The organism is Citrobacter sp. Cu231 (genome assembly GCF_030332265.1).
Classification (GTDB): domain Bacteria; phylum Pseudomonadota; class Gammaproteobacteria; order Enterobacterales; family Enterobacteriaceae; genus Citrobacter; species Citrobacter meridianamericanus.
Genome location: NZ_JAOWIE010000032.1, coordinates 501,885 through 519,731, shown reverse-complemented (window position 1 = coordinate 519,731; position 17,847 = coordinate 501,885). Strand labels below are relative to the sequence as shown.

The window sequence follows — 17,847 nt, the reverse complement described above, 5'->3', positions numbered from 1 at the left end:
CGGTGATGCAATGGCGCGCAGTGTATCAGTTTTACAGTCCAATCGCCTCTTTTAGACTTTTAAGATAACGACGACTTACCGGAACCGTCAGACCGTTACGTAAAATCAACTCGGCCTGGCCATTGTCTTCCAAGCGTATCTCCTGTAATTGCGCCATATTCACCAGGTATTGTCGATGACAGCGCAACAGCGGCGTGCGACTCTCCAGCGTCCTGAGTGTAAGCTCGGTAAAGCCTTCTTTGCCGTCGCTGCTGGTCACATACACGCCACTCATACGGCTGCTGATAAACGCCACGTCATCCATTTGCAGTAAATAAATTCGGCTGTGGCCGCTGCACGGAATAAATTTCAGCGCCTGTTGATTCTCTGGCAGTAGCGAAACATCCTGTTTCGTGCGTTCCTGACGCAAACGGCTCAGCGTTTTTTCCAGCCGCGCCTCTTCAATCGGCTTGAGAAGATAATCAAACGCGTGTTCTTCAAATGCTTTCACCGCATATTCATCAAAAGCGGTCAGGAAAACAATGTACGGGCGATGCTCGGGATCAAGCATGCCAACCATTTCCAGACCGCTGATACGCGGCATCTGAATATCAAGGAACAGGACATCCGGACGCAGTTTATGTACCGCGCCGATGGCTTCCACCGCATTCGAACATTCGCCGACAATCTCGATGTCGCTTTGCTCTTGCAACAGGATCCGCAGATTCTCCCGCGCTAACGGTTCGTCATCGACAATCAGCACTTTGATCATGCCAGTTCCTCCAGAGGAAGTCGTAAAGTGATTCGGGTAAAGCGGTCAGGTTCACACGCTACGCTGATGCCAAAATCATCGCCAAACCGCTCGCGCAGTCGTTTATCAACCAGACTCATACCCAATCCGCTGGCCTCAGACGTTGGCTGATACAACCCGGCATTATCTTCAATATCCAGCATCAGATACTGTCCTTCGCGACGGGCGGTAATCGACACTTCCCCGGTATCCAGCAGCTGAGAGGTACCGTGCTTGATAGCATTCTCCACAATAGGTTGTAGGGTAAAGGCGGGTAATTGCTGATACGAAAGCGCATCCGGCACCGTCAAAGTTACCTGCAGGCGCGACTGAAACCGTGCCTTTTCAATTTGCAAATAAGCGTTAACGTGTTCAATTTCATCGGCCAGCGTCACAATCTCCGATGGGCGTTTTAAGTTTTTGCGAAAGAACGTCGACAGATACTGCACCAGTTGGCTGGCCTGCTCGCTATCACGTCGGATCACGGCTTTAATCGTGTTGAGCGCATTAAACAGAAAATGGGGATTCACCTGCGCATGCAGTAGTTTGATTTCCGACTGCGTGAGCATCGCTTTTTGCCGCTCATACTGCCCGGCCAGTATCTGCGCCGAAAGCAGTTGGGCAATCCCTTCCCCCAACGTGCGGTTGATCGAGCTAAAGAGACGGTTTTTGGCCTCATACAATTTGATGGTCCCCATCACCCTCTGGTTCTCTCCCCGCAAAGGGATCACTAGCGTCGAGCCTAATTTGCATTGCGGATGCAAAGAGCAGCGATAAGGGACTTCATTGCCGTCGGCATAAACCACCTCTCCGGTTTCAATCGCCCTCTGAGTGTACGAGGAAGAGATAGGTTTACCCGGCAGATGATGGTCGTCACCGATACCGGTAAACGCCAGCAGCTTCTCGCGGTCGGTAATCGCCACGGCACCGATGTCCAGCTCTTCATACAGCACCTGAGCGACCTTCATGCTGTTAACCTCGTTGAAGCCCTGGCGCAAAATCCCTTCCGTTGAGGCGGCAACTTTGAGCGCGGTGGCGGAAAAAGCCGAAGTATATTTTTCAAACATCGCTCGTTTATCGAGCAAAATACGCATAAACAAGGCCGCGCCCACGGTATTCGTCACCATCATCGGCGCGGCGATATTGCTGACCAGTCGATAGGCATCATCAAACGGCCGGGCGATTAATAAGATGATCAACATCTGCACCAGTTCGGCGACAAAAGTTATGGCACCCGCCGTCAACGGGCTGAAGACTTTATCGGTACGGCCACGGCGGGTAAGCACGCTATGCACCAGCCCGCCAAGCAAACCTTCCACAATGGTCGAAATCATGCAGCTAAGTGCCGTCATTCCGCCCATCGAATAACGATGCAAACCGCCGGTCAGGCCAACTAAACCTCCGACCACCGGGCCGCCAAGCAACCCGCCCATTACAGCGCCAATAGCGCGAGTGTTCGCAATGGAGTCATCAATGTGCAGCCCGAAATAGGTGCCCAAAATGCAGAAAATGGAAAAGGTAACGTAGCAAAGCAGTTTGTGCGGCAACCGGATAGTCACCTGCATCAGCGGAATAAACAAACGCGTTTTGCTCATGAGCCACGCGATAACGAGAAACACGCACATCTGCTGAAGCAGCAGCAACACCAGATTAAACTCGTACATACCCGCCAACCACACATCACTTAAAAGCGCGTAACATACATGGGCTGCGCGTAACTTTCTTTGAAGTGTTGCAAAAAAAAAGGAATTTGTGAGAACGATCACTCGAAAGCGCGAGCATGACTACAAACCCACCCATTTATTGATCAAAAAACAGCCAAAACTACCTGGTTCGCAAAAGAGCGTCTAAAGTAAAACTGGGACCTCGCAAGCATAAGTGAGACAACGATGGCGCTTTACACAATAGGTGAAGTGGCTTTGCTTTGTGATATCAACCCTGTCACTTTACGCGCGTGGCAGAGGCGTTACGGATTACTGAAACCGCAGCGGACAGATGGCGGGCATCGCCTGTTCAACGACGCGGATATCGACCGGATCCGTGAGATAAAACGCTGGATCAACAATGGCGTTCAGGTCAGTAAGGTAAAAACGTTGCTCAGCAATGAAAATATTGATGTGCATAACGGCTGGCGCGAACAACAAGAGACGCTGTTGAGCTATTTGCAAAGTAGTAATCTGCACAGCCTCAGAATGTGGATCAAAGAGCGTGGTCAGGATTATCCCGCACAAACGCTCAACACCCATTTATTCATTCCGTTACGCCGACGTCTGCAATGTCAGCAGCCGATCCTCCAGGCGTTACTGGGGATCCTCGACGGCGTCCTCATTAATTACATCGCGATTTGTCTGGCTTCGGCACGCAAGAAACAGGGCAAAGATGCCCTGGTTGTCGGCTGGAATATTCATGATACCACCCGCTTATGGTTGGAGGGGTGGGTCGCCAGCCAGCAGGGATGGCGCGTTGACGTCCTCGCCCACTCACTGAACCAATTGCGACCAGAGCTGTTTGCAGGCCGCACCTTACTTATCTGGTGCGGCGAAAGCCAAACGCCCGCTCAGGAGCAACAGTTAAGCGAATGGCGCGCGTTAGGTCACGATATTTATCCACTCGGTATTTAGAGCCTACTGGGATAAGCTCTTAATATTTTATTAACAAAAGTGTACAATCCTTAGATTCACATAAGGAGTGCATAATGAACGCAGCTAAAATCGGTGTCATCACCCTCTTCCTGCTGATGGCCATCGGCGGTATCGGCGGTGTCATGCTGGCAGGTTACACATTCATTTTACGTGCAGGGTAAGGCAGCTCGCTAATCGTTCAAATCCGCGGTCGACAATTACCGCCGCCAGCGCGACCAGCAGCGCTCCCTGAATCACATAGGCGGTATTGAACCCGCTAAGCCCGATGATAATCGGCGTGCCCAGCGTATTTGCCCCGACGGTTGAAGCTATCGTTGCGGTGCCAATATTAATAATGACCGACGTGCGAATGCCCGCCAGAATAACCGGTGCCGCCAGCGGCAACTCCACTTTACGCAGCCGCTGCCCCTGACTCATGCCCATTCCACTGGCGATATCCATCACGCTGGAAGAAATGCCGCCAAGTCCCGCCAGAGTTGCCTGTAAGATCGGTAATACCCCATACAGGATCAGCGCAATAATTGCAGGCTCAGGACCAAACCCCATCACCGGTACGGCAATAGCCAGCACAGCGACCGGAGGAAATGTCTGCCCCACGGCGGCAATGGTTTCCACTATCGGCCTGAATTCCGTGCCCCAGGATCGGGTTACCGCAATACCCGCCCCAACGCCAATCAATACGGCGATAAGGCTTGAGATCCCCACCAGAGAAAAATGGGCCAGCGCCAACGCCATAAAACTTTCCTGCTGATACACGGGGCGCGGCAACGCAGGGAACAGCGAACTAAACAGGGCCTGACTGTGAGGCAACCCCACCAACAGGATCAGGAACACGACAATAAGCCATAGCAGCGGATCAGCAAGACGTTTCACGGGTCGGCGTCTCCGAAAGCAAATCGCGAAAATGAAGCGTACCGCAGGACAATCCCTGCGAGGTCACGACCGGCAATACGTCGCAGCCCCGCGCCACAAACACCGACAACGCATCACGAAGCGTCATTTCATCCACCAGCGGCTCGCCGTCCGAGTGTTCGCCGCGACGGATAAAATCACCTACCGTACGCAACGACAACAGCCGTACGCCCAGTTCACTGCGGCCAAAAAAAGTTTGCACGAAATCATTCGCTGGCGCGGTCAGCATCGACAGCGGTGTACCTTGCTGGACAACCTTTCCAGCATCCATCAGGACCAGATGCTCAGCCAGCCTTAGCGCCTCGTCGATATCATGCGTCACTAACACAATAGTACGCCCCAACAAACGGTGAATACGCGTCATCTCCTGCTGTAGCGCACCACGGGTGACAGGATCCAGCGCGCCAAAAGGCTCATCCATCAGTAGTACCTGCGGATCTGCCGCCAACGCGCGCGCAACCCCGACCCGTTGCTGCTGTCCGCCGGAAAGCTGATGCGGATAACGGTGACGCAAATTCGCCTCAAGGCCCAGCAGGGCCATCAGTTCATCTGTGCGGTCATCAATACGTGAGCGCGACCACTTTTGCAGCTGCGGTACGGTGGCGATGTTCTGCGCGACGGTCCAATGGGGAAACAAACCAATAGACTGAATCGCGTATCCCATGCGCCGCCTTAGCTCCAGCACCGGCAGGCTACGAATTTCTTCTCCGGCAAAACGGATCTGCCCACTGTCGTGCTCAACCAGTCGGTTAATCATCTTCAGCGTGGTGGACTTCCCCGAACCTGACGTACCGATTAACACCGAAAAGCTGCCCTCCCCTAACTGCAGGTTAAGGTCATCGACGGCTTTTTGCTGACCATAGATTTTACTGACGTGACGAAATTCAATCATTATTCGATACCTTTAGCAGCGCGAGCCCTAAATCAAACAGCGCATCAATCAACACTGCCAAGACAACAACCGGGATCACACCCAACAGCACTAAATCAACGGCGCTACTGAGCAATCCCTGAAAGACCAGGGTACCAAATCCCCCTGCGCCAATCAGCGCGGCTATCACGGCCATCCCCACCGTCTGGACCATCACCACGCGCAAACTGCGTAAGAAGACCGGCAGCGCCAGGGGAAATTGCACTGAGATAAACCGCTGACGCGTGCTCATCCCCATCGCCCGGGCGCTTTCCAGCACATCGCGCGGAACCTGATTCAGGCCAGCAACGACGCCACGAACCAGCGGTAACAGCGCATACAACACCAACGCAATAAGCGCAGGCGTCAGACCGGTTCCGGCAACACCGAGCGAGCCCAACACGGGAAAGTGCTTCACCAGCCCGGCCAGCGGCGCAATTAACAGGCCAAACAGCGCGACGGAGGGAATGGTCTGGATGATGTTCAGTAGTGCGAAAACTGGCCCCTGGCGGGCGACGGAAAAAGCACACCAGACGCCCAGCGGCACGCCAATAAGCAACGCGGGCACCACGGTTGCGAACAGAATCGTCAAATGTTGCGCCAGCGCATCGTTAAAGACGTCCTGACGGTTGGCATACTCTTTAAGCAGAGAAAGATCGTTAAGCGTGCCGGAGAACAAAAGCACCAGCGGCACAATGAATATTTGCGCATGCAGAACCCAACGCCACAGCGCCTTAGCGGTGATGCGACGAATAGCGTCACTGGCGGCCAGCAGCATCAGCCCCACGCCTAACCAGAACCCGCTGCCCAGGCTGGTTCTGGCCAGCGGACTACCCGTCTTCGCCAGATACGTTGCCGTTGTACCTGCGGTTACCAGCGCGGCAATCACCAACAGTTGGCAAACGATAAGCGCCAATATATTGCCGGACCTTCCCGGTACAACGCTCAACACACACAGCAGCAAACACGCCACCGCCAATCCCCATGTCGTGTAGGAGCTGATATCCCAGAGTTGACGACCTTCGCCGGACACCAGGCGATTGGGAGCATAGCTAATAAAAGGAAGCGCTGCCGCCGCGAAAGTAAGAAGCACCAGCAGCAACAGCACCCGATTGACTGAAAAATTCGACAAAACACCCACCCGCTGCAGACGCCGTTACTTAACCCATCCTTTTTGCTTCAGGTAATCTGCTGCGACTTTTTTCGCATCCAGTCCCTCCACGGCAATGCTGGCATTCAGCTGTTGCAACGTTTTTTCATCCAGGCTGGCAAATACCGGTTGCAGCCATTCTCCCATTTGCGGGTAGTCCTTCAGCACCGATTCACGCACGACGGGCGCTGGCGCATAAATGGGCTGGACGCCTTTTGGATCGCTCAATGTTTGCAAACCCAACGCCGCAACCGGACCATCGGTGCCATAGGCCATCGCCGCATTGACCCCTGAGGTCTGCTGCGCCGCTGCTTTAATCGTCACCGCGGTATCCCCTCCCGCCAGCGACAGCAGCTGATTCTGATTCAGTTTGAAATCATAGGCTTTTTCAAACGCAGGCAGCGCGTCAGCCCGCTCGATGAATTCCGCAGAGGCGGCAAGTTTGAACGTCCCTCCCTCTTTCAGGTAGCGGCCTAAATCAGCAAGGGACTCAAGTTTGTTCTTTTGCGCGACATCCTGACGTACCGCAATGGTCCAGGTGTTGTTGGCGGGTGCAGGCGTTAGCCAGACCAGTTTATTTTTCTCAGCGTCCAGCTTTTTCACTTTTTCATAACCAGCGCTGGCATTTTTCCACGCCGGATCATTTTCATCTTTAAAAAAGAATGCCCCATTGCCGGTGTATTCCGGATAAATATCCAGCTCACCAGAGGTAATTGCCCCACGCACCACCGGAGTAGTCCCCAGCTGCACTTTATTGACGGTTTTCACGCCATGGCTTTCGAGCACCTGCAAAATAATATTGCCGAGCAGCGCGCCTTCGGTATCTATTTTTGAACCGACCGTGACGGGTGACGCGGCCTGTAAGGGCATGCTCACCACCGCTAACAACGCCAGCGAACCCACCCAAACTTTTGAGATTATCATGCAGCTCTCCTCATTCTTTTACGGCTCCTTTCAGAGACTTGAGGAAAAAGCATAGTCGAAAAATCAGGCATTAACCTGGCAATTGGGTAATAACGCTGAGAGATATTCTCGGTAAGGCGATGATAAAATAAAAAAATCCGGCAAACCCAAAGTGAATTTGCCGGATGATCTGATTTTGCAGGCCCGATAAGTGTATCCATCAGGCATGATGCGTGGCGTTATTAATTACAGCAGTTCAAACTCGCCCTGCTTCACTCTGGCGGAATCCACGCCGATAAAGACGTTAAACTTGCCCGGTTCTGCATCGTATTGCATACGCTGATTCCAGAACTTCAGCGCTTCAATGTCGATCGGGAAGCTGACTGTCTGGGTTTCGCCCGGCTTAAGATTCACTTTCTCAAAACCTTTCAGCTGTTTTACCGGACGACTCATGGAGGCGGTCACGTCCTGTAAATACATCTGAATCACCGTCGCACCTTCGCGCTTCCCGGTGTTGGTCACCTGCACGCTGGCCGTCACGGTCCCGTCACGTTTCATCGTTGGAGAAGAAAGCTTCACATCAGAAACCGTGAACGTGGTGTAGCTCAGGCCATAGCCAAAGGGATACAACGAACCATTCGCTTCATCAAAGTAGCGCGATGTGTACTTGTTCGGCTTGTCCGCATTATACGGGCGTCCAGTATTAAGATGGCTGTAATAGACCGGGATCTGTCCGACAGAGCGCGGGAAAGACATCGGCAGCTTACCTGACGGGTTGTAATCGCCAAACAGCACATCGGCGATGGCGTTACCGCCTTCAGTCCCGGCAAACCAGGTTTCGAGGATCGCATCGGCCTGTTGATCTTCTTTAACCAACGCCAACGGACGTCCGTTCATCAGCACCAGAACCAGCGGTTTACCCGTTGCTTTGAGGGCGGCAATCAGGTCACGCTGACTCTGTGGAATAGTGATATCGGTGCGGCTGGAGGCTTCATGCGCCATGCCCTGCGCTTCGCCGACCACCGCAACCACCACGTCAGACTGCTTCGCGGCGTTCACGGCTTCATCGATCATCGCCTGCGGCGAGCGAGGATCAACCTTCACTGCCTCTTCATACAGGTTGAGGAAATCGACAATGCCTTTGTCGTTGGTGATATTCGCCCCTTTGGCGTACACCACTTTCCCCTGCTCGCCGAGGGCATTTTTAATTCCCGTCAGCACTGTTACTGACTGATCGGCAACACCGGCAGCGGACCAACTGCCCATAACATCACGCTTGCTATCGGCCAGCGGACCGACGACTGCTACGGTGGCGGATTTTTTCAGCGGCAAGGTTTCCAAACGGTTTTTCAGCAACACCAGGCTTTCACGCGCCACTTCACGCGCCTCTTTGCGATGCAAACGGCTTTCCGCGTTGGTGTCCTGCGGGTCAGACTCTTTAGCCCCCAGATGGCTGTACGGATCGTTAAACAGCCCCATATCATATTTTACGTTCAGCACATGACGCGCGGCGTCGTCCAGCTCCGCCATCGTCACTTTGCCTGACTTAATCAACCCCGGCAGGTATTTGCTGTAATACTCATCGCTCATACTCATGTTGATACCGGACTTGATCGCCACGCGCACCGCGTCCTCAGGATCGGCAGCAGCACCGTGCTTAATCAGTTCCTTAATCGCACCGTGATCGGAAACGGTGATGCCCTTAAAGCCCCACTCATCGCGCAGCACGTCTTTTAACAGCCAGGCATCCGACGTCGCCGGTGTACCGTTCAGCGAATTAAGACCCACCATTACCGCACCGCTACCGGCGTCCAGCCCGGCTTTGTACGGTGGCATATAATCATTGAACAGACGCTGCGGACTCATATCGACGGTGTTGTATTCCTTCCCACCTTCAACCGCGCCATATGCGGCGAAGTGCTTGACGCTGGTCATTACCGAATACCTGTCTGCCGGGCTTTTCCCCTGCATCGCTTCCACCATGGTTTTGCCCATCGTGGCGGTCAAATAGGTATCTTCACCAAACCCTTCCGAGGCGCGCCCCCAGCGAGGATCACGTGAGACATCGACCATCGGCGCCCAGGTCATATTCAGACCATCATCGGCAGCTTCATAGGCGGAAACCCGCCCCACGGTTCTGACCGCATCGAGATTAAAGGAGGATGCCAGACCGAGGCTTATCGGGAACACGGTACGCTGGCCGTGTAATACGTCGTAGGCAAAAAAGAGAGGAATTTTCAGGCGGCTAAGTTCCATCACCTGATCCTGCATTTTGCGGATATCCTGGCGCGTGACGGTGTTAAAAATTGCCCCAACCTGCCCGTCTTTGATCATCGCGCGGATGGCTTCTTTCGGGTTATCAGGCCCGACGCTTATCAAACGAAGTTGCCCAATTTTCTCATCCACGGTCATCTGCTTAAGTAAATCGGTAACGAAGGCATCCCGCGCTTCTGGCGTCAGTGGATGGTTACCAAACAGAGTGTCCGCCAACGCGGGCTGCAACGCCAGACTCACCGCGACACCTACAGAACATAGCCATTTCATGTTGATTCTCTCTTTATTTTTTCCCGACGGAGCAGCGAAAATATAACAAAAACCGCAGTTTGCCGTAAGACTAAACGGGAGTGATAAAGAAAGCTAAGGTTATTCTCCTAATTTTCAAAACCAGCGCAAATCATTAGAAGACGAACCAGAGACAATATGAATGAGAAAGCGTATTGTCATACAAAGCGCTATGCTTGTTCCTGATATTGAGTCCCACCACAAGGAGTGGAGAATGTCTTCCATTACAACCGATAATAAAGCTTTCCTTAATGAACTGACCCGTCTGGTGGGTCATTCTCACCTGCTTACTGAACCTGCTAAAACTGCCCGCTATCGCAAGGGATTCCGCTCCGGTCAGGGCGAAGCGCTCGCCGTTGTATTCCCGGGCTCGCTTTTAGAACTGTGGCGCGTCCTCAACGCTTGCGTCGCCGCAGATAAAATTGTCCTCATGCAGGCCGCCAATACCGGCCTGACCGAAGGATCTACGCCGAGCGGTAATGATTACGACCGCGAGATTGTCATTATCAGCACCCTGCGTCTGGATAAACTGCACGTCATCGGCAAAGGCGAACAGGTGCTGGCTTATCCCGGTACAACGCTGTATTCGCTGGAAAAGGCGCTCAAACCGTTTGGCCGTGAGCCGCATTCAGTGATCGGATCCTCCTGTATTGGCGCTTCGGTAATTGGCGGCATTTGCAACAACTCCGGCGGCTCGCTGGTACAACGCGGCCCGGCATACACCGAGATGTCGCTGTTTGCACGTATTGACGAACACGGCAAATTGCAGTTGGTCAACCATCTGGGTATCGAGCTGGGCCAGACCCCGGAGCAGATCCTGAGCAAACTTGATGACGAACGGATTAAAGATGACGATGTCCGCCACGACGGGCGACACGCGCACGATCACGACTACGTCACCCGCGTCAGAGATATTGAGGCGGACACGCCAGCCCGCTATAACGCCGACCCGGATCGCTTGTTTGAATCATCCGGTTGTGCAGGTAAGCTCGCGGTTTTCGCCGTGCGTCTGGACACCTTCGAGGCCGAAAAAAATCAGCAGGTCTTTTACATCGGCACCAATCAGCCTGAGGTGCTAACGGAAATTCGCCGTCATATTCTGGCAAAATTTGAGCATCTGCCGGTCGCTGGTGAATACATGCACCGCGACATTTACGATATCGCAGAGCAATACGGCAAAGATACGTTTCTGATGATCGACAAGCTCGGCACCGACAAAATGCCGTTCTTCTTCACCCTGAAAGGCCGCACCGATGCGATGCTGGAAAAAGTGAAAATTTTCCGTCCGCACTTTACCGATCGCGCCATGCAGAAGTTTGGCCATTTGTTCCCCAGCCACTTACCGGCACGCATGAAAAGCTGGCGCGATAAATACGAACATCACCTGCTGTTAAAAATGGCCGGTGGCGGCGTGGCTGAAGCACAAAACTGGCTCAGCGAGTATTTCAAAACCGCTGAAGGTGACTTCTTTGCCTGTACGCCGGAAGAAGGCAGCAAGGCATTTTTGCATCGTTTTGCGGCGGCTGGCGCGGCGATACGTTATCAGGCCGTGCATGCAGATGAAGTGGAAGATATTCTGGCGCTGGATATCGCGCTACGCCGTAACGACACCGAATGGTACGAGCATCTGCCGCCAGAGATCGACAGCCAGCTGGTGCACAAACTCTATTACGGTCACTTTATGTGTTACGTCTTCCATCAGGATTACATCGTGAAAAAAGGCGTGGATGCGCATGCGCTGAAAGAGCAGATGCTGGAACTCCTGCGCGAGCGCGGGGCGCAGTACCCGGCAGAGCATAACGTCGGGCATCTGTATCAGGCACCGGAAACCCTGACCCGTTTTTACCGTGAGAATGACCCGACCAACAGTATGAATCCGGGTATCGGTAAAACGAGTAAGCTGAAATACTGGAAAGAGTCGTAAACCGGGAAAAGATAAGCGCCCCCGGACATGTTGCCGGAGGCGCTTTGCTTGCCTGACCTACAGCAACATGAGTGCCATGTAGGCCAGATAGCGTCTTATTTAATCGTTTTGCGCGGTTTGCTCACCCGTCGCAGTACCTGCCGACGCCATCTGCGCCGCTTTTTGCTTTTTATAGCTCAGCGCCGCCGCCGGAACCGGCATTACCTTGCCCGTTTCGATCCAGGTACGTAAACGGCTGGCATCGGCAAAGTGGGTATATTTGCCAAAGGCATCCATCACCACCAGTGCAACCGGTTTGTTGTTAATCACCGTGCGCATCACCAGACAGTGGCCCGCCGCATTGGTAAACCCGGTTTTGGTTAACTGAATATTCCAGTTATCGCGGTATACCAGATGGTTGGTGTTACGAAACGGCAGCGTATACGCCGGGTTGGCAAATGTCGCCATATCTTCACGCGTCGTACTTAGCTGGCCAATCAGCGGATACTGTTTGCTGGCAATCAGCAGTTTGGTTAAATCACGGGCGGTCGAGACGTTATGGATCGATAACCCGGTGGGTTCCACAAAGCGTGTCTGGGTCATGCCCAGCGCTTTCGCTTTGGCATTCATGGCCTTGATAAACGCGTTATACCCGCCCGGGTAATGATGCGCCAGGCTCGCCGCCGCGCGGTTTTCTGATGACATCAGCGCCAGCAGCAGCATGTCTTTGCGGCTGATTTCACTGTTCAGTCGTACGCGAGAGTAAATGCCTTTCATCTCCGGCGTCTGGCTGATATCCACTTTCAGCTTTTCATTCAGCGGCAGTCGCGCGTCAAGCACCACCATCGCCGTCATTAATTTGGTAATCGACGCAATCGGACGCACCAGGTCCGGGTGGTTCGAATAGATAACTTTGTTGGTATTCAGATCAACAATCATCGCGCTACCGGACGCTATCTCTGGTTGAGAAGCCGCTGCGGTAGTTGCCGTTTTCGCCACGGCTTGGGGTGCAAAAGGAACAGCCAGCACCAGGGCAAGGCTTAATAATGAAACTCGGAATTTCAGCATGATGAGATTTCTGATAATGGTTTACGCACGTCACAACGCACACCGCCAGAGATTAAGTATTATCTCAAGCTAGCTCAGGCATCATAGCGATCCGGCAGGTTTGCCGCCACAGGAGAATCGTCTCGAAATGCTGCGTTGCTGACTTTTACGGCAACAACGCAGCGCAGACAGGTTTATCCGTCAGAATAACCGATAGCCATAACCCCACAGGATCACCGTAATAGCCAGCAGAACCTCCAGTACCAGTACACCAATCGCCAGCGTCGAGCTGGAAAAGCTTAACCCTTCCTCGCGGGTGATATTCAGGAATGTCGGAATGCCGAGATAAAGTAGATAACCGGTGTAAAACAGCGCGATAGTTCCGACCAATGCGCACAGCCAGACCAGCGGATAAAGTGCGACCAGTCCGCTTAAAAATAGCGGCGTCGCGACATATCCAGCAAAGACCATACAATGTGCCAGCGACGGACGTTGCGAGTAATTACGCGCCATCCACCAGATTACCCGGCCCATAACGGCGACGCCTGCCAGCATCACCCCGTAAAACAGAATTGCCATTGCAAATCCGGTCAACAGGGATAATTTCAGGACATTGCCATCGCCGAAACTCCAGCCAATTTGTGTGGTACCAATAAACGCGCAAATAACCGGGATTGCCGCCATCAGCAGTACATGATGGGTATAGTGATGCGAAACGCTTTCGTTTTCGCTGTTGATCACATGCATTTCACGATCGGGATGGGAAAACAGCCCCCAGACATGGTTCATACCGCCCCCTTCTTGCCAGCTCCGGACCTCAACAGTTCAAGTATAATTCAGCTTTGGATTAATTTTTGTACAACAACAAAAATGACGAACTGCTAATTCCACGCTTTTAAACCCAACGATGATTCACAGGGTGTATGCTTGATGTCAGGAGGTCATCCAGACGTATGGATATAAACAATCTTATTGCACATTACGGTTACGCCGCGTTGGTCATTGGCAGTTTGGCCGAAGGCGAAACCATTACCCTGCTGGGCGGCGTAGCGGCACATCAGGGGTTACTTAAATTTCCTTTGGTGGTTATCTCGGTGGCCCTGGGCGGGATGATTGGCGATCAATTGCTGTATCTGCTGGGGCGTCGTTACGGTGGCAAAATTTTGCGTCGTTTCTCAAAACATCGCGACAAAATCCGCCGGGCACAGAAAATGATCCAGCGCCGTCCCTATTTGTTCGTGATTGGTACCCGTTTTATGTACGGTTTTCGCGTGATCGGCCCATTGCTGATTGGCGCAAGTCATCTGCCGCCTAAAATTTTCCTGCCGTTGAATATTCTGGGAGCGCTGGCATGGGCGCTGATATTTACCACGCTGGGCTATGTGGGAGGAGAAGTCATCGCGCCGTGGCTACACAATCTCGACCAACACATTAAGCATTGGATATGGCTGGTTCTGGTAATTGCGCTGGTAGTGGGCGCTCGGTGGTGGTTAAAAAAACGCAGCAGCAAAAGTACAGCCCGGTAGGGTGATATTTACCGGGCCGGTGCGTTACGACGCGTGGTAACCGCCCCCCAACGCGCTGGTCAACTGGATGGAAGCATCCAGCCACTGTCCCTGTAAAATCAGAGCATTACAATGTTCGCGTAGTGCTGGGATCTTTGCCTGACTGACCAGGGAACCGGCAATAATTCCGGCATTAAAGCGCGCCTGCGCCAGCCCCTCTACGCGCTGCGCATCATGCTCAATCTGCTGCTGATGCTGATTCTTCTGCGCCAGGGTTGCCACTTGCGATACTGCACGCGCCACGTCATTCACCGCATCCACCACGGCTTTGTTGTAATTCGCCACCGTCAGGTTACTTTGCGCTTTCGTTATGTCGAGATTCGCGTTCAGCCTGCCGCTGTCAAAGATAGGCAGCGTCAGCCCGGCCGTTACGCCCAGTTGCTGCGCGGAATGACGGAAAAGATCACTCAGATGCAACGCATCCTGTTGTAAAAATGCCATCAGATTCACATCGGGATAAAACGCTGCTTTCGCGGCATCAATGCTGCTCAGGGATGATTCAATGTACCAGTGCGCCGCCTGTAAATCCGCTCGGCGAGCCAGCAACGAATAACCTAACCGGGGCGGGAGCTGACTTTCAACGGCGGGCAGCGTAGTTGAATGCAGCTTCAGGGCAGTGGACTGCGCGTTGGTTAGCGCGCTCAGCCGCGCTTCAATTACCTTCATTTTACCGCTGACATCGTTCAGCTGTTGTTCCGTCTTGCTGGAATCAATATCGGTTTCAACGCCTTCCACCGAAGACGTAATACCGTTTTGGTACAGCTGACGATCGACGGCAATGATATTCTTCTGCTCGGTTTCGATTTGCGTCAAAACGGTTTTCAGGGCTGCCTGCGTTTGCCATTCCCAGTACAGACGAGAGACGCCGCTCGCCAACAGTTGTCGGGTTTGTTCGCGCTCGGCTTCACGCGCCTTAACGACCCCAATACGCGCCGTCACTTCGGCCCTGTTTTTCCCCCACAGATCCAGATTCCAGCCTGCAGTTAATCCAAAGGTGCCGTTGGTGTACCACGGCCCTGTCGTCCCGGCAGCCGGATCGGTAAGCGCAAACGGCCCCATCAACCCTTCCGCGGACATTCTCTGACGTTCTACGTCCGCAGAGAAATCAATTTCCGGGCCATCCTGCGCCTCTACGGCCTTAGCCTGTGCCTCCGCCAGTTGAATACGTTGTTCCGCTACCTGCATATCTGGAGAATTTCGCAACGTGCTGTCAATCAACGCATTAAGCTGGGGATCGTGATATGCCTTCCACCATTGGCTGTCCGGCCAGCCATTTTTCAACGCAGCAGGCAATGTAGTATCGGCATTCGTTGCTGGGGTCTGCTGTGAAAGAGACTGGCGATCATCATGCATGGGCGCACAGCCTGACATAAAAATAAAAAGCGGCAACAATGCCGTAGTAATAAAAAGGGAATTACGATTCATGGAGAGATACTGGTAAGAAAAGATGTGCAGAGATTACGACGTGTCGCTATTGCTTTTTTAGTTACGCGTGGCAATACACCTTTGGCAATAAAAATATATAATCAGAAAAATATAGGCCAAACAAATAAGATAGATTAATTAATTTTAATAATTTATAGATGGAGATATCATGTCACAGAATATCTATGACAACCCCGAGTTCTTTGCCGGATATGCCACACTGGATCGTTCAGTAAAAGGACTCGACGGCGCGCCAGAATGGCCGACAATACAAGCGATGCTCCCCGCTCTGCAGGGAAAAAATATACTCGATTTGGGCTGCGGATATGGCTGGTTTTGCCGCTACGCGCGCGATAACCATGCAGCCAGCGTAGTGGGGCTGGATATTTCACAAAAGATGTTAACCCAGGCGCAGAGTATGACACAGGGTGATGGCATCATCTATCAGCGTGAAGATCTTGAAACGCTTACCCTGTCACCGAATTCCTTTGACCTGGTTTACAGCTCGCTTGCCTTGCACTATTTGCGCGATATAGAGCGATTATTAGTAACGATTTACCAGTCGTTAACACCGGGAGGTATGTTGGTTTTCTCTGCCGAGCATCCCATTTATACCGCGCCGCTTAATCAGGGCTGGATAAAAGACAAAACCGGGCAACAATCCTGGCCGGTCAATCATTATCAGCAGGAAGGTGAGCGCATCAGTAACTGGTTCGCGGATGGCGTCATAAAGCAGCACCGTAAGCTGGCGACCTGGATTAATGCGCTGATTGCCGCCGGATTCGAAATCGTCTGTGTCGATGAATGGGGGCCGTCTGCAGAACAGATTGCTGAAAACCCGGCGCTGGATGAAGAAAAAGAGCGGCCAATGGTGTTTCTGCTCAGCGCACGTAAACCTGGGTAAGGTCATTACAGGAAGATTTCAGATGCTTTCCTATACTTAACCTGAACTCACCAAAAAGGAACGCTGATGAAAATCTTATTGTGGATTATTTTAATTATTTTTCTGATTGGGTTATTGGTGGTAACTGGCGTGTTTAAGATGATTTTTTAAAGAAACAGGCCACTCCGGTGGCCGCTTAATTTGTTAATGCAATTTAGCTATATCAATGGCCTGAATCGCGCGGGCGATATCCGGGGAATTGTTTAGCGCGCGAATTTCCTGAAACAGCGCGGTTGCCTCTGAATATTCTTTGCGCAAATACCCTAACCATTGCTTAATCCGCGCCACGTGATACAGCCCGGTATCCCCCTGCTTTTCAAGACGGGTATATTTTTGCAATAGTGTTACGACATCAGGCCACGGCATACGCGGCTCGTTATACTTCACTACCCGGCTCAGGTTAGGAATATTTAATGCTCCCCGACCGATCATCACCGCATCGCAGCCGGTGATAGCCATGCAATCCTGAGCACTTTGCCAGTTCCAGATTTCGCCATTCGCGATAACCGGAATGGTAAGCCGCTGGCGAATCTCACCGATCGCCTGCCAGTTGATATGTTCGGCCTTGTAACCCTGCTCCTTGGTTCGGCCATGCACCGCCAGCTCGCTGGCGCCAGCCTGCTGGACGGCATCAGCAATTTCAAACTGTCGATCGCTGTTGTCCCAGCCCAGACGCACTTTCACCGTCACGGGCAGGTGATCAGGAACCGCCTCGCGCATGGCTTTTGCTCCGCGGTAAATAAGCTCAGGATCCTTCAGCAACGTTGCGCCACCGCCGCTGCCGTTGACCAGTTTTGACGGACAACCGCAGTTCAGATCGACACCGTATGATCCCAGTTCTACCGCACGCGCCGCATTCTCCGCCAGCCACTGCGGGTATTGCCCCAACAGCTGTATGCGAACCTGCGTACCGGATGACGTGCGGCTATTGTTATGCAGTTCCGGGCAGAGCCGATGGAATACTTTTGCCGGCAGGAGCTGATCCACCACGCGCACAAACTCGGTGATGCACAGATCGTAATCATTCACTTCAGTCAGCAGCTCGCGCACCAGTGAGTCGAGCACGCCTTCCATCGGCGCCAGTAAAACACGCATATCGTCACCCGTAAAAAAAGA

General features: G+C 52.8%; 17 protein-coding genes. 6 read left to right on the top strand and 11 right to left on the bottom strand.

Features of this window, described 5'->3' with window-relative positions; translation table 11 throughout:
- Window positions 1–31: 31 nt before the first annotated feature.
- The gene (gene btsR / locus OGY15_RS08940) at window positions 32–751 is read right to left on the bottom strand and encodes a two-component system response regulator BtsR (RefSeq protein ID WP_103770480.1); all 720 of its coding nucleotides are present in this window, start codon (window positions 749–751) and stop codon (window positions 32–34) included.
- Window positions 748–2,433 (bottom strand): sensor histidine kinase, encoded by a 1,686-nt coding sequence (locus OGY15_RS08935; protein WP_151219809.1) that lies wholly within the window; start codon window positions 2,431–2,433, stop codon window positions 748–750. The genes btsR and OGY15_RS08935 overlap by 4 nt, the downstream gene beginning before the upstream one ends.
- A gap of 225 nt (window positions 2,434–2,658) precedes the next feature.
- On the opposite strand from OGY15_RS08935, the gene mlrA reads away from it, so the two are divergent.
- The gene (mlrA, locus tag OGY15_RS08930) at window positions 2,659–3,390 is read left to right on the top strand and encodes an HTH-type transcriptional regulator MlrA (RefSeq protein WP_151219810.1); all 732 of its coding nucleotides are present in this window, start codon (window positions 2,659–2,661) and stop codon (window positions 3,388–3,390) included.
- Between the two features lie 74 nt (window positions 3,391–3,464).
- Complete coding sequence (locus tag OGY15_RS08925; RefSeq protein ID WP_151219811.1) at window positions 3,465–3,572, top strand: protein YohO; 108 nt, start codon at window positions 3,465–3,467, stop codon at window positions 3,570–3,572.
- On the opposite strand, the gene OGY15_RS08920 is transcribed toward OGY15_RS08925, so the two are convergent.
- The 5 genes from OGY15_RS08920 to bglX all read right to left on the bottom strand — a co-directional run bounded on the left by OGY15_RS08920 (window position 3,553) and on the right by bglX (window position 9,830).
- Entirely contained in the window at window positions 3,553–4,284 is a 732-nt protein-coding gene (locus OGY15_RS08920; RefSeq protein WP_151219812.1) for an ABC transporter permease, read from the bottom strand. The two genes, OGY15_RS08925 and OGY15_RS08920, sit on opposite strands and share 20 nt — an antisense overlap.
- Complete coding sequence (locus OGY15_RS08915) at window positions 4,268–5,215, bottom strand: ABC transporter ATP-binding protein (RefSeq protein WP_252837761.1); 948 nt, start codon at window positions 5,213–5,215, stop codon at window positions 4,268–4,270. The genes OGY15_RS08920 and OGY15_RS08915 overlap by 17 nt, the downstream gene beginning before the upstream one ends.
- Complete coding sequence (locus OGY15_RS08910) at window positions 5,208–6,374, bottom strand: ABC transporter permease (RefSeq protein ID WP_278237814.1); 1,167 nt, start codon at window positions 6,372–6,374, stop codon at window positions 5,208–5,210. The genes OGY15_RS08915 and OGY15_RS08910 overlap by 8 nt, the downstream gene beginning before the upstream one ends.
- 15 nt (window positions 6,375–6,389) lie before the next feature.
- Window positions 6,390–7,307, bottom strand: a complete 918-nt coding sequence (osmF, locus tag OGY15_RS08905; protein ID WP_252837763.1) for a glycine betaine ABC transporter substrate-binding protein OsmF — start codon at window positions 7,305–7,307, stop codon at window positions 6,390–6,392.
- Window positions 7,308–7,532: 225 nt separating this feature from the next.
- Window positions 7,533–9,830: a beta-glucosidase BglX gene (gene bglX / locus OGY15_RS08900; RefSeq protein WP_286538947.1), complete on the bottom strand. Its 2,298-nt coding sequence runs from the start codon at window positions 9,828–9,830 to the stop codon at window positions 7,533–7,535.
- 232 nt (window positions 9,831–10,062) lie between these two features.
- Here bglX and dld point away from each other — a divergent pair, with 232 nt between their 5' ends.
- Window positions 10,063–11,772 carry a D-lactate dehydrogenase gene (dld, locus tag OGY15_RS08895; protein ID WP_286538946.1) on the top strand — a complete coding sequence of 570 codons (1,710 nt, stop codon included), beginning with the start codon at window positions 10,063–10,065 and terminating at the stop codon, window positions 11,770–11,772.
- Window positions 11,773–11,871: 99 nt separating this feature from the next.
- Here the strand turns inward: dld and pbpG are convergent, their stop codons facing one another.
- Window positions 11,872–12,819 (bottom strand): D-alanyl-D-alanine endopeptidase, encoded by a 948-nt coding sequence (pbpG, locus tag OGY15_RS08890; protein WP_151219817.1) that lies wholly within the window; start codon window positions 12,817–12,819, stop codon window positions 11,872–11,874.
- 180 nt (window positions 12,820–12,999) lie between these two features.
- A complete protein-coding gene (locus OGY15_RS08885) occupies window positions 13,000–13,587 on the bottom strand; it encodes a Yip1 family protein (protein ID WP_151219818.1) in 588 nt (195 codons plus the stop codon).
- A gap of 164 nt (window positions 13,588–13,751) precedes the next feature.
- On the opposite strand from OGY15_RS08885, the gene OGY15_RS08880 reads away from it, so the two are divergent.
- Window positions 13,752–14,324, top strand: a complete 573-nt coding sequence (locus OGY15_RS08880) for a DedA family protein (RefSeq protein WP_151219819.1) — start codon at window positions 13,752–13,754, stop codon at window positions 14,322–14,324.
- A 24-nt stretch (window positions 14,325–14,348) separates the two neighbouring features.
- On the opposite strand, the gene mdtQ is transcribed toward OGY15_RS08880, so the two are convergent.
- Window positions 14,349–15,788 (bottom strand): multidrug resistance outer membrane protein MdtQ, encoded by a 1,440-nt coding sequence (gene mdtQ / locus OGY15_RS08875; protein WP_286538945.1) that lies wholly within the window; start codon window positions 15,786–15,788, stop codon window positions 14,349–14,351.
- Between the two features lie 169 nt (window positions 15,789–15,957).
- Between mdtQ and OGY15_RS08870 the strand changes: the two genes are divergently transcribed.
- Together OGY15_RS08870 and yohP are read left to right on the top strand one after the other, a co-directional pair.
- Entirely contained in the window at window positions 15,958–16,692 is a 735-nt protein-coding gene (locus tag OGY15_RS08870; protein ID WP_151219820.1) for a class I SAM-dependent methyltransferase, read from the top strand.
- Window positions 16,693–16,758: 66 nt separating this feature from the next.
- Window positions 16,759–16,842, top strand: a complete 84-nt coding sequence (gene yohP, locus OGY15_RS24805; protein WP_087855921.1) for a small membrane protein YohP — start codon at window positions 16,759–16,761, stop codon at window positions 16,840–16,842.
- Between the two features lie 33 nt (window positions 16,843–16,875).
- On the opposite strand, the gene dusC is transcribed toward yohP, so the two are convergent.
- Window positions 16,876–17,826 (bottom strand): tRNA dihydrouridine(16) synthase DusC, encoded by a 951-nt coding sequence (dusC, locus tag OGY15_RS08865; RefSeq protein ID WP_151219821.1) that lies wholly within the window; start codon window positions 17,824–17,826, stop codon window positions 16,876–16,878.
- Between the last annotated feature and the right edge of the window lie 21 nt (window positions 17,827–17,847).

Bases quoted from the DNA above. Each gene is read 5' to 3' on its own strand.
- mdtQ (WP_286538945.1), bottom strand. From the start codon at position 15,788: ATGAATCGTAATTCCCTTTTTATTACTACGGCATTGTTGCCGCTTTTT.
- mlrA (WP_151219810.1), top strand. From the start codon at position 2,659: ATGGCGCTTTACACAATAGGTGAAGTGGCTTTGCTTTGTGATATCAAC.
- dld (WP_286538946.1), top strand. From the start codon at position 10,063: ATGTCTTCCATTACAACCGATAATAAAGCTTTCCTTAATGAACTGACC.
- OGY15_RS08880 (WP_151219819.1), top strand. From the start codon at position 13,752: ATGGATATAAACAATCTTATTGCACATTACGGTTACGCCGCGTTGGTC.
- OGY15_RS08885 (WP_151219818.1), bottom strand. From the start codon at position 13,587: ATGAACCATGTCTGGGGGCTGTTTTCCCATCCCGATCGTGAAATGCAT.
- pbpG (WP_151219817.1), bottom strand. From the start codon at position 12,819: ATGCTGAAATTCCGAGTTTCATTATTAAGCCTTGCCCTGGTGCTGGCT.
- OGY15_RS08935 (WP_151219809.1), bottom strand. From the start codon at position 2,433: ATGTACGAGTTTAATCTGGTGTTGCTGCTGCTTCAGCAGATGTGCGTG.
- OGY15_RS08870 (WP_151219820.1), top strand. From the start codon at position 15,958: ATGTCACAGAATATCTATGACAACCCCGAGTTCTTTGCCGGATATGCC.
- yohP (WP_087855921.1), top strand. From the start codon at position 16,759: ATGAAAATCTTATTGTGGATTATTTTAATTATTTTTCTGATTGGGTTA.
- OGY15_RS08915 (WP_252837761.1), bottom strand. From the start codon at position 5,215: ATGATTGAATTTCGTCACGTCAGTAAAATCTATGGTCAGCAAAAAGCC.
- OGY15_RS08925 (WP_151219811.1), top strand. From the start codon at position 3,465: ATGAACGCAGCTAAAATCGGTGTCATCACCCTCTTCCTGCTGATGGCC.
- osmF (WP_252837763.1), bottom strand. From the start codon at position 7,307: ATGATAATCTCAAAAGTTTGGGTGGGTTCGCTGGCGTTGTTAGCGGTG.
- bglX (WP_286538947.1), bottom strand. From the start codon at position 9,830: ATGAAATGGCTATGTTCTGTAGGTGTCGCGGTGAGTCTGGCGTTGCAG.
- btsR (WP_103770480.1), bottom strand. From the start codon at position 751: ATGATCAAAGTGCTGATTGTCGATGACGAACCGTTAGCGCGGGAGAAT.
- dusC (WP_151219821.1), bottom strand. From the start codon at position 17,826: ATGCGTGTTTTACTGGCGCCGATGGAAGGCGTGCTCGACTCACTGGTG.